The organism is Eikenella sp. HMSC061C02, from assembly GCF_001809035.1.
GTDB classification, from domain to species: Bacteria; Pseudomonadota; Gammaproteobacteria; order Burkholderiales; family Neisseriaceae; genus Eikenella; species Eikenella corrodens.
Genome location: NZ_KV795526.1, coordinates 1 through 10966, shown reverse-complemented (window position 1 = coordinate 10966; position 10966 = coordinate 1). Strand labels below are relative to the sequence as shown.

General features: G+C 56.1%; 16 protein-coding genes. 14 read left to right on the top strand and 2 right to left on the bottom strand.

The annotated features are described in order from the left end of the window. Nucleotides 1-206: 206 nt before the first annotated feature. The 14 genes from rplU (at nt 207) to HMPREF2541_RS12450 (ending at nt 9478) form a co-directional block, all read left to right on the top strand. Complete coding sequence (gene rplU, locus HMPREF2541_RS02025; RefSeq protein WP_023887837.1) at nt 207-515, top strand: 50S ribosomal protein L21; 309 nt, start codon at nt 207-209, stop codon at nt 513-515. Between the two features lie 29 nt (nt 516-544). After that, nucleotides 545-817, top strand: a complete 273-nt coding sequence (gene rpmA / locus HMPREF2541_RS02020) for a 50S ribosomal protein L27 (protein ID WP_003823422.1) — start codon at nt 545-547, stop codon at nt 815-817. Between the two features lie 174 nt (nt 818-991). Then, entirely contained in the window at nt 992-1990 is a 999-nt protein-coding gene (gene pdxA / locus HMPREF2541_RS02015) for a 4-hydroxythreonine-4-phosphate dehydrogenase PdxA (protein WP_070541483.1), read from the top strand. A gap of 249 nt (nt 1991-2239) precedes the next feature. Further along, on the top strand, nt 2240-3040 hold the full coding sequence (locus HMPREF2541_RS02010; protein ID WP_064104611.1) for an ABC transporter ATP-binding protein: 801 nt from the start codon (nt 2240-2242) through the stop codon (nt 3038-3040). A gap of 3 nt (nt 3041-3043) precedes the next feature. Continuing rightward, a complete protein-coding gene (mlaE, locus tag HMPREF2541_RS02005; RefSeq protein ID WP_049258653.1) occupies nt 3044-3820 on the top strand; it encodes a lipid asymmetry maintenance ABC transporter permease subunit MlaE in 777 nt (258 codons plus the stop codon). Between the two features lie 7 nt (nt 3821-3827). Beyond that, the gene (mlaD, locus tag HMPREF2541_RS02000) at nt 3828-4298 is read left to right on the top strand and encodes an outer membrane lipid asymmetry maintenance protein MlaD (RefSeq protein ID WP_003823428.1); all 471 of its coding nucleotides are present in this window, start codon (nt 3828-3830) and stop codon (nt 4296-4298) included. Nucleotides 4299-4343: 45 nt separating this feature from the next. After that, nucleotides 4344-4934, top strand: a complete 591-nt coding sequence (locus HMPREF2541_RS01995) for an MlaC/ttg2D family ABC transporter substrate-binding protein (protein WP_003823429.1) — start codon at nt 4344-4346, stop codon at nt 4932-4934. 4 nt (nt 4935-4938) lie between these two features. Continuing rightward, nucleotides 4939-5229 carry an STAS domain-containing protein gene (locus HMPREF2541_RS01990; protein WP_070541480.1) on the top strand — a complete coding sequence of 97 codons (291 nt, stop codon included), beginning with the start codon at nt 4939-4941 and terminating at the stop codon, nt 5227-5229. After that, complete coding sequence (locus tag HMPREF2541_RS01985; protein ID WP_070541477.1) at nt 5226-6128, top strand: MlaA family lipoprotein; 903 nt, start codon at nt 5226-5228, stop codon at nt 6126-6128. The genes HMPREF2541_RS01990 and HMPREF2541_RS01985 overlap by 4 nt, the downstream gene beginning before the upstream one ends. Before the next feature lie 113 nt (nt 6129-6241). Beyond that, nucleotides 6242-6595 carry a VacJ gene (locus tag HMPREF2541_RS01980; RefSeq protein WP_070541474.1) on the top strand — a complete coding sequence of 118 codons (354 nt, stop codon included), beginning with the start codon at nt 6242-6244 and terminating at the stop codon, nt 6593-6595. A 45-nt stretch (nt 6596-6640) separates the two neighbouring features. After that, on the top strand, nt 6641-7069 hold the full coding sequence (locus HMPREF2541_RS01975; RefSeq protein ID WP_070541471.1) for an acyl-CoA thioesterase: 429 nt from the start codon (nt 6641-6643) through the stop codon (nt 7067-7069). Beyond that, on the top strand, nt 7066-7563 hold the full coding sequence (locus tag HMPREF2541_RS01970; RefSeq protein ID WP_003823436.1) for a peroxiredoxin family protein: 498 nt from the start codon (nt 7066-7068) through the stop codon (nt 7561-7563). Before HMPREF2541_RS01975 ends, HMPREF2541_RS01970 begins: the two co-directional genes overlap by 4 nt. An 89-nt stretch (nt 7564-7652) precedes the next feature. Beyond that, the gene (truB, locus tag HMPREF2541_RS01965; RefSeq protein WP_070541468.1) at nt 7653-8555 is read left to right on the top strand and encodes a tRNA pseudouridine(55) synthase TruB; all 903 of its coding nucleotides are present in this window, start codon (nt 7653-7655) and stop codon (nt 8553-8555) included. 134 nt (nt 8556-8689) lie between these two features. Further along, the gene (locus tag HMPREF2541_RS12450; protein WP_070541465.1) at nt 8690-9478 is read left to right on the top strand and encodes a Slam-dependent surface lipoprotein; all 789 of its coding nucleotides are present in this window, start codon (nt 8690-8692) and stop codon (nt 9476-9478) included. A 118-nt stretch (nt 9479-9596) separates the two neighbouring features. On the opposite strand, the gene HMPREF2541_RS01955 is transcribed toward HMPREF2541_RS12450, so the two are convergent. Together HMPREF2541_RS01955 and HMPREF2541_RS12560 are read right to left on the bottom strand one after the other, a co-directional pair. Next, nucleotides 9597-10454, bottom strand: a complete 858-nt coding sequence (locus HMPREF2541_RS01955) for a CAF17-like 4Fe-4S cluster assembly/insertion protein YgfZ (RefSeq protein ID WP_070541462.1) — start codon at nt 10452-10454, stop codon at nt 9597-9599. A 118-nt stretch (nt 10455-10572) separates the two neighbouring features. Beyond that, on the bottom strand, nt 10573-10966 hold a 394-nt coding region (locus tag HMPREF2541_RS12560), incomplete at its 5' end, for an NGO1151 family protein (RefSeq protein ID WP_371327083.1).

Genomic DNA, 10966 nt, shown 5'->3' with positions numbered 1-10966 from the left:
GCGAACTATACGCCTCAAAAAAAACTTTGTCAAACATCTTTTGACCCATTCTTTACCAACAACAACACAGTCATCAGACTACAAAAGGAAAATAACCTTTTGACAAGATAACCACAGATGCAATAGAATGCGCAGTTCTTGTGTTCTAGACATTATCGAACACCAGATAAATTAACCCTTTGATATAACCCCACATGGAGTTGAGTATGTACGCGGTCATAAAAACCGGCGGCAAACAATACAAAGTTGCTGTTGGCGAAAAATTGAAAGTAGAACAGATACCTGCCGAACTCGACAGCCAAATCGAACTGACTGAAGTTTTGATGATTGCTGACGGCGAGTCTGTAAAAGTAGGCGCACCTTTTATTGAAGGCGCAAAAGTAACAGCCAAGGTAGTGGCTCATGGCCGCGGCGAAAAAATCCGCATTTTCAAAATGCGCCGCCGTAAACACTATCAGAAACGCCAAGGCCACCGCCAGAATTTCACCCAAATTGAAATCGTGGCCATCGCCTAAGTTTTTAACCTAATTCAGGAGTATCAAACATGGCAAGTAAAAAAGCAGGCGGCAGCACCCGCAACGGCCGCGATTCAGAAGCCAAACGCCTGGGCGTAAAAGCCTACGGTAACGAGCTGATTCCTGCCGGTTCCATCATCGTTCGCCAGCGTGGCACCAAGTTTCATGCAGGCAACAACGTAGGTATGGGTAAAGACCATACTCTGTTTGCCAAAGTGGACGGCTACGTAGAATTTACCGTAAAAGGCGCACACAACCGTAAAACCGTTAACGTGCGCCCCTACACTGGCGCCGACGAATAATTAACGGCTAGCTAAATCTCAGGATGCTACTTCAGGTAGCATCCTTTTATTTTGCTCAATAAATTATCCTGACTAACACCCTCATTTAGCACACAAGCATTATCCGCCATCAAAAATCTGCTTAACTACCAACTGCTATAATCCTACCATCTTTAATTTTCAGGTAGCCTCACCATGTCCATCACCCCTATTCTAGCCATCACCTCCGGCGAGCCTGCCGGCATAGGCCCCGATATCTGTCTTACTTTAGCTCAGCAGGCTTTGCCCTGTCGCTGCGTTGTATTAGCCGACAAACAACTCCTCGCCGAACGTGCCCGTCAACTCGGCTACGACACCCCCCTTGCCGATTATCACCCCAACCATCCGCCTGCCCCTGGCGCACTGGAAGTTTTACACATTCCCCTCACCGCCCCCTGCCACACCGGCCAACTCAACTCCTCCAACGCCCGCTACGTACTCTCCCTGCTCGATCGTGCCTATAGAGGCATTCACCAAGGTGAATTTGCCGGCATGGTAACCGCCCCGTTGCACAAAGGCATCATCAACGATGCCGGCATCCCCTTCAGCGGCCACACCGAATCCCTCGCCGCCATCAGCCACACCGAACAAGTCGTCATGATGCTGGCCGGCAACGGCCTGCGCGTTGCCCTCGCCACCACCCACCTCCCCCTCAAAGACATCCCCGCCGCCATCACCCGCCCGCTATTGCACTCCGTGTTGCACATTTTGCACACCGACCTGCAAACTAAATTCGGCATTACTAAGCCCACCATCCTCGTGGCCGGGTTAAACCCCCATGCCGGCGAACAAGGTCATCTTGGCTGGGAAGAGATTCAAATCATTGAACCCGAATTACAATCCCTGCGCGAGCAAGGCCTCGATGTACGTGGCCCCTACCCCGCCGACACCCTATTCCAGCCTTTCCTGCTCAAAGATGCCGATGCCGTGCTCGCCATGTATCACGACCAAGGCCTGCCTGTACTCAAATATGCCTCCTTCGGCCAAGGCGTAAATATCACCCTTGGCCTGCCCTTCATCCGCACTTCAGTCGATCACGGCACCGCCCTCGACCTAGCCGGCACCGGCCGTGCCGACCACGGCAGCCTGCTCACCGCCATTCAAACCGCCCTCGATATGGCCAAACACTGTCAACACCACCGTGCGCCATCATAGCCGCACACTATCAGGCACACAGGCCACCTGAAAATCCGGCCCTCGTGCAACAATCTTAAAACTTTCAGGTAGCCTTCAGTTTGATCTATCTGCATGATATAAAAACACTTCCAGGCATACAAAGGCTACCTGAAAAAATCTGCAACACTTCCAACCAGCAATAGCCTCACCACCGGCAAAATCATTGAACCCAGTGTGCTTTTTCCCTATAATCAACACCCTTGTATGTAAACCTAACCTCTGCCACCTATGGCTACACCCTTCATCGAAATGCAAAACGTCGCCTTTGCCTATGGCGAACGCCCCATCCTGAACAACGTTAGTTTTCAGGTAGCCCAAGGCACGTTTGCCGCCGTGATGGGTGGTTCAGGCAGTGGTAAGACCACCCTGCTGCGCCTGATTACCGGCCAAATTGCACCCACTTCCGGCCGCGTGCTGATTAACGGCCGTGACCTTGCCGCATTCAACGCAAAAGAGTTGTACCAACATCGGCGCAATATGGGCGTACTGTTCCAATTCGGCGCACTGTTTACCGATTTATCCGTATATGAAAACGTGGCTTTCCCGCTGCGCGAGCAAACCGACTTGCCCGAAGAAATCATCCGCGACTTAGTGCACCTGAAGCTCAGCGCCGTCGGCCTGCACGGCACGGAAAACCTGATGCCGGACGAGCTATCCGGCGGTATGTCCCGCCGCGTTGCCTTGGCACGTACCATCGCCCTCGACCCCGCACTGATGCTGTATGACGAGCCATTCACCGGCCTCGACCCGATTTCGCTGGGCGTAATTGCCGACTTAATCAGCAAAATCAACCGTGCCCTGCGCTCCACCAGCATGATGGTTACACACGATGTGCCGCGCTCGCTGCAAATTGCCGACCAAGTAATTTTCCTTGCCCACGGCGAAATCCTATTTTCAGGTAGCCCGGAAGAAATGCGCAGCCTCGATTCACCATGGGTTACCCAATTTATCAACGGCCTGCCCAACGGCCCGGTCGCCTTCCGCTATCCGGCCGAGCGCGGCATACAACAAGTTTTGCTCAATAGCTGAATTATGAATTTTTTCCGAACCCTAGGCGCGAAAACGCTGGATTTTCTGCAGGAGCTAGGCAAAACCACCCTATTCCTGTTCGCCGTGCTGGCACGCTCCGGCACGCTGCTGCCGCGCCTGCGGCTGGGTATCCGCCAAATGTATTTCACCGGTGTGCTATCCATCATCATCATTGCCGTGTCCGGACTGTTTGTGGGCATGGTATTGGGTTTGCAGGGCTACACGCAGCTGGCCAAATTTAAATCGGCCGATATTTTGGGCTATATGGTGGCCGCATCACTGTTGCGCGAACTGGGGCCGGTATTGGCCGGCATCTTATTTGCCAGCAGCGCGGGCGGCGCGATGACCAGCGAAATCGGCCTGATGAAAACCACCGAGCAGCTGGAGGCGATGAAGGTGATGGCAGTTGATCCCGTTGCCCGCGTAGTGGTGCCGCGTTTTTGGGCAGGCGTGATTTCCATGCCGCTGCTGGCTTCTATCTGCAATGTGGCCGGCATTTACGGCGCCTATCTTATCGGCGTGCGCTATCTGGGCTTGGACGGCGGCATTTTCTGGTCACAGATGCAGGCGAATATCGATGTGGGCTACGATGTAATAAACGGGCTGATTAAATCGGTAGTGTTCGGCGTAGCCATTTCTCTGATTGCCGTGTATCAGGGCTTCCACTGCCGCAGCACGCCGGAAGGCATCCTGCGAGCCAGTACCCGCACCGTGGTGAGCAGCGCGCTCACTGTTTTGGCCTTGGATTTTGTTTTAACCGCCATCATGTTTATCGGATAACCGGATTATGAAAAGAAGCACTTTAGAACTTTGGGTCGGCGTTTTTGTGGCCTTAGGCATTGCCGCTGTGGTATTTTTATCACTGCGCGTGGCCGGCGGGCAAACGGTTTCCCGGCAATCGTCCTACACCGTTTCCGCCAGCTTTACCGACATCGGCGGCTTGAAAGTAAAAGCCCCGGTAAAAGCTTCCGGCGTGGTGGTGGGTAGGGTATCCTCCATCCAGCTCGACCCGAAAACCTACCGAGCCAATGTAAGCCTAAATATCGACAGCCAATACCGTTTCAGCACCGACGTTTCCGCCGAAATTCTCACTTCCGGCCTGTTGGGCGAGCAATATATCGGCCTGCAGCAGGGCGCGGAGGAAACCGAGCTGAAAAACGGCGACACCATTGAAATCACTAGTTCCGCTTTGGTGCTGGAGCAGTTAATCGGCAAATTTATGACCAACACCGTAGAAAAAAACGGCTCAACACAATAAACACACTACAATATTTTCATTTTTCACTGAGAAAGGAAAACATCAATGAAAAAATCCGCACTCACCGCCGCCCTGAGCATTGGCATCATGAGCATCGGTCTGGCCTTCGCTACGCCGCAACAGGCCGTGGCGCAACTCAAGCAGAACAGCACCCAAGTGCTGAACATCTTGCAAAACGCCAAAAACAACAACGATGTGCAAGTTCGCCGGCAGGCCGAAAACTACGCCATCCCCTATTTCGACTTCACCCGCATGACCGAGCTGGCGGTGGGCGCCAACTGGCGCAACGCCACCCCGGCGCAGAAAACCGCGCTGACCGAGCAATTTAAAACCCTGCTCATCCGCACCTACTCCGGCACCATGCTGCAATACCGCAACGCCAACGTGGTTATCCGCGAAAACGCCGTTCAGCGCGGCAACAGCATTATCGTTACCGCCGACATCACCCCCTCCGGCGGCAAACCGGTAACCATGGATTACACCATGTACCAAAGCGGCGGCAAATACCGCGTTTATAACGTGGCCGTAGAAGGCGCCAGCCTGGTAACCGTATACCGCAGCCAATTCAACAACACCATCGCGCAAAAAGGCATCGACGGCCTGATTCAAGAGCTGCGCAGCAAAAACGGCAGCTGAATCCATGCACAGCGAATGCCGCGATGAAACCGTGTACCTCAGTGGGGAAGTAACCGTTGCCACGGTAACCGCCCCGCTGTTTCACGCCTATTGCAAACAGCTGGGCTACCTGAAAAACAGCCCTGCCCCCGCAATCGATTTCTCCGGCGTCAGCCAAGCCGATTCCGTCTGCATTTCCCTCATGGCCACCGCCAAACGCAGCCGCCCCGAAGCCGCTTGGGTATTCCGCGGCCTGCCCGCCGGCGTGGCCGCTTTGGCCGAACTGTATGAAGTAGGCGGCTGGATAACATCATGAAAAAACTGCTCACCCTTACCCTGCTCACCATCGGCCTGTCCGGCAATGCCTTGGCCGAAGGCGTCGCCTACGACCCCTATGAAGGCTACAACCGCTTCATGTTCGGCGTAAACGACCGCATCGACCGCCACTTCCTTTCTCCCGTGGCACGCGGCTACCGCGCCGTTACCCCCCGCCCTGTGCGCAGCGGCATCGGCAACTTCTTCAACAACCTGCGCGACATCGTGAGCGTGGGCAGCAACCTATTGCGGCTCAACATTTCCAAAGCCGGTAGCGACCTGGTGCGCGTGGGCATCAACACCACCTTCGGCTTCGGCGGCCTCATCGACATTGCCAGCGAAGCCCAAATGCCCAACAACAAAAACACCCTCGGCGACACCTTCGCCAGCTGGGGCTGGAAAAACAGCAACTACTTCGTCTATCCCCTGCTCGGCCCCAGCACCTTGCGCGATGCATTGGGCAACACCATCACCAGCGTTTATTCCCCCGAAAAACTTGCCTTCGGCAACGGCGCCGGTTATTGGGCCGCCACCGGCGTGAAAACCCTGGATACCCGCGCCAACCTGCTCGACCTCACCGACGGCGTAAACCAAGTTGCACTCGACCGCTACACCTTCATCCGCGATGCCTACATGGCCGCCCGCGCCAAACAAACCGGCACCACCCTGCCCGGCAATGAAGACGACTACGTGCCCAGCTTTGAAGAAGATAGCGGCAACACCGGCAGCGAAGCCGTAGCCGCCACCGAGCAACCCGCCGCTGAACCAGCCACCACCGCGCAACCGTCTGCCGAGCCCACAGCAAACTCTGTCGTCCCCGCTGCCAATACTCCGGCAGATAACACAAACAGCGGTCGCCCGGCCCCCAATACCATCCACGAAGAAATCATCAGTCGCTAAAATTGCCACCCTTCAGATTTTCAGGTAGCCTTTCCACAAGCAGCAAAGGCTACCTGAAAAACAAAGGCTACCTGCAACCCTTTTCCCCCACCGCATCATCAAAGGAGCGCATCATGTACGAAATCAACCGCAGTGTATTCCGGCTGGTGCCGCTACAGCCGTTTTGGAACTGGCTTACCGCCCTGCCCGGCGCCGAGCTTGACGACCTTACCCTCGAAGATCTACAAAACAACGCCAACGCCTACCTCACCAACCCCTGCGATGACAGCGAAGAAGTGTGGGCGGAAATCAAATCCCAAATCGACACCATCTTTGCCGCCGAACTGGCCGACTGGTGCGAAGACGAAAGCCAATGGCCCGATTTACACCCCGACATCTTTGCCGAATGGTTCGATATCCAACTCTCCCCCATCCTCTGCGATTTGTCCGCCCGCGAAGTTGAACGCGAACCCTTTCAACCCCTGTAAAACCAACGGCCGGCAGCCTGCACGCCGGCCATTTCCATCCCTGCCATGCCACACCACACCCACCTCACCGTACGCGGCTACCACCTCGACGTATACCGCCACGTAAACAACGCCCGCTATCTCGAATTCCTCGAAGAAGCCCGCTGGGACTATTTCGACCACAACGGGCTGGCCGAATTCTTCCGCAACAGCCGCTACGGCATGGCCATCGTCCACATCGACATCCACTACCGCCGCGCCGCCCTCCTCGGCGACCGACTCGATATCGAAACCGCCTTTGCCCAGGCTGACGCGCGCCAAGCCGTGATCAGTCAAACCATCCGCAAAACCGGCAGCCCGCGCATCCTCGCCGAAGCCCGCGTCAGCTTCATGCTCATCGACCAAACCACCGGCCGCGCCATCCGCTTCCCCGCCGAACTGCAGCAAGCCATTGCCGCCCATATCCCATCCAACCCCGCAGAACCCGCCTCATGAAAAAATACCTCGGCGCCTTCCTCCTGCTGGCCGTGCTCGCCGCCGCCGGCTACATCCTGTTCGCCCCCAAACGCCAAAGCGCCCCCGCCTTCGCCCTGCCAAACCTGCAAGGTCAAAACGTGGATCAAACCGCCCTGCAAGGCAAAGTTACCCTCATCAACTTCTGGTTTCCCTCCTGCCCCGGCTGCGTAACCGAAATGCCCAAACTCATCCGGATGCACCAAGACTACCAAGGCAAAAACTTCCAAATCATCGCCGTTTCCATTCCCGTGCCGAGCGACCCCCTGCCCGTGGTGCAAACCTACGCCCAAACCCACCACCTGCCCTTCACCGTGCTCCACGACGCACAAGGCCGAACCCAGCAGGCCTACCAAGTCATCGCCGCCCCCACCTCCTTTCTGGTGGACAAAAACGGCCGCATCGCCAAAACCTATGTGGGCGAGCCCGACTTCGCCGAAGTGTACCGCCTTGCCGACCAACTGCTCGCTGAATAGACCGCACAATATTTTCAGGTAGCCTTCCTTCGCGGAAAGGCTACCTGAAAAAAAATAAACTTTAAAGCCATCAATCAATAATCCACACCATGAAACCTCAAAAACGCCCCCTCGACGGCGTCCTCCTGCTCGACAAAGCCACCGGCCTCTCCAGCAACAGCGCCCTCCAACAAGCCCGCCACCTCTACCGTGCCGAAAAAGCCGGCCACACCGGCGTGCTCGATCCGCTGGCCACCGGCCTGCTCCCCGTCTGCTTCGGACAAGCCACCAAATTCGCCCAATATCTGCTCGATGCCGACAAAGCCTACATCGCCACCCTCAGCCTCGGCCAAGCCACCGATACCGGCGATGCCGAAGGCAACATCATCGCCACCAGCCACACCGAAATCAGCCAAGCCGAGTTTCAGGTAGCCTGCCAGCAGCACCTCGGCGCGCAGCAGCAGCTGCCCCCCATGTATTCCGCCCTCAAGCACCAAGGCAAACCCCTCTACCAATACGCCCGCCAAGGCATCGATATCCAACGCCAGCCCCGCAACATCCATATCCACGACATCCAAATCCTCCGCTTCCAATTCCCCGAAGCCCAAATCAGCGTGCAATGCAGCAAAGGCACCTACATCCGCACCCTCGCCGAAGACATTGCCAAAAGCGCCCATACCCTGGCCCATCTCACCGCCCTGCGCCGCACCGCCACCGCCGGCTTCCAAATCGAACACAGCCACAGCATCGAAAGCCTGACTGCGCTCACAGAAGAACAGCGCGATGCCTTGCTGCTGCCCTGTGATGCATTGGTGCAACATCTGCCGCAGCACACTGCCAGCGAACCAACCATCCGCGCCCTACGCTTCGGCCAAACCCCTGCCGCCCCGCCGGAACTACCAAAAAACACCCCCCTGCGCATCTACGCCGCCAACGGCGAATTCATCGGCCTCGTCACCAGCCAACAAGGCTACCTGAAAGCCCTCCGCCTGATGAGCACACAAGCCAACTGAATTAGGCCAACCCCATATTTATGCTAGAATCGCACCCTTTGTTATCTCACGTTCTCCAAGCCATGTCAGCCAACCATCGCTGCATGCGATACCCGGTCAGCAGGCCGAGAACCTTCTCAACACAAGGAATAAGAATGAAAGCACAAACCCTACTGGCCATCGCCATCACCGCCCTTGGCTTGGCTGCTTGCGGCAGCGGTGGCGGCGGCAGCCCGATCGACAACGGTCGCAACGGCCCCAACCCCAACAGTCCGATCAATCCCGACGATCCCAATCCGGGCGGCGGCAATCCTCCTCCCCCTCCCGCTAATCAGCGTACCGGCAAGGCCATCACCCTGTCGTCTAACGGCTATCAGCGCATCAGCGAGCAGGCTCTGTCCTTCACCCAGCAAAACTTTGGCGTGCTGAAGGTAGATGGTCAAGAACTGAATATCATCCCTCCCAACATGTCTGCCGGCGGTCTGCTCAACATGCAAGCACGAAACACCGCTCGCGTAGGGCAAGTGATGACTCAATCCAGCTATGGCTATGTCCGCGAAGGAACCAATGCCCAGGGCTATATGTTTTCACAAGGCATCGTAACCTCAGCCAATGACATGCCTACCAGCGGCACATTTACCTATTCCGGTCATGCCGTTCACGCCCCAGTGTCTAACCAAACCAATGCCCAGATTGCAACCGGCGCAGCCAACTTCAATGTTAATTTCGGCAACCACACCATCAGCGGCACGCTTACTCCCAACAACACAGAAGTTGTATTGGACAACGGCATCATTTCCGGTAACAGCTTTAGCGGTACGGCCAACTCTGGCGCGAAATTCAGCGGCCACTTCTATGGCGGCCATGCCGATGAAATGGGCGGCACCTACTACAAACAAGGTGAGTACACCGGCGCTTTCGGCACACGGAAAATCACTCCCTAATCGATCTGGCCAAAACGCTTTTGCTGTGCAATTCAGCCAAGCAGTAACACAACAGGCTACCTGAAACTTTTTCAGGTAGCCTGTTTCTTATTACGCTTTAATCCGGTAGGCGGCTATCTCATTCATCCGCTTCCGTTTCAAACAACAACTTCAGCGTTTGCAAAGCCTGTCCGCCGGCCTGCAAGGCCTTGCCTGCCGCGCCGTGTTTGATAACCGCCAGCAACACAAAAGCCCCGTCGTGCGCCGCACTGTTGATCACAATGCCCACTTCCTCGCCATCGGCTTCCACCTTGCTGCCCACCGCTACCGGCTGAGTGCTGCGGCACACCGCCATGCCGCGCCGCACTTGGCCGCGATATTGCGCGCGGGCGATGATTTCCTGCCCCGGATAGCAGCCTTTTTTGAAATGCACGCCGCCGAGCAGGTGCTGATTCAACATTTGCGCCACACAACTTTCTGCGGTGGGCTGTGAAATCCACGGCCGCCCCTGCAGAATTTCGGCGGCCTGCCAGGCTTCGGCAGCGGCAGGATAGTCGGCATCGGGCAGTGGCGCCGGGCTGAGCACCATGCGGTTGCCACCGGCCAAAACCAGCATAATCAGCCCGTTATCACCTTCTTCGGCGGCAAATTTGAGCGCGGCGGCATCCGCGCCCGTATCCGCGCCGCTTTGGCCGTACACCTGCCAGGCGCTGTCGGTGTGGAACACCGTTTTGCTGCGCAGCACAAACATCCGCAGCCGCTTTATCGTGGCTTCCAGCAAATCCGCCGCCATCACCAGCAAGAAACGGTCGGCACGGCGCAACACCAGCATATTGGCCAACACCCGACCGCGCGGCGAATTGTAGGTGGCGAAACAAGCCTCGCCCAGCTGCAAATCTAAAATGTGGTTGGAAAGCTGGCTGTGCAGAAATTCGGCGGCATCCGTGCCGCTCACCTCCGCCACGCCGAAAAAGGGCAGTTTGCAAAGTGTGTGCATGGTTTTCTCCTGTGTTTTAGCAAACGAAATTTAAACCGATACTGCATTGGCCCGACTGTATTATCTGCGGTCAGCCGCCTTATCTTGATTTAAATCTAATTCACGACACCTGATTTAGTCAGTAATTCTTCTCGCCAAAAAAGGCATAAGTTGCATCGTGGAACAGCTCGCTTTGTGCGCTGTCGGAATATTCCAGCCGCGCCAATTCATCGTCAAACCCCGCGCGCACTGCCTCCAGCACATCTTGCGCCATATCCGGCGGCAGGCTGCGCAGCAGGCTTTTCAGCGCGCTGCCCAACACCAGGTTTTGCACACGCAAAGCCTCGCAACTCTCTTCCAAATAGCTGATTCTCTGATTGATTTCTTCCATAACCTTCTTCCTTTCCGCCCCTAGGCCACGCTGCCGGGCAACGGGGCGGATTATAAGCTCAAGCCCGGCGCTTGGACAGCCGCCACCCACAGAAGCATATTTTATGAAATAATCAATCATCAAGACGGCTGCCATAGATAAA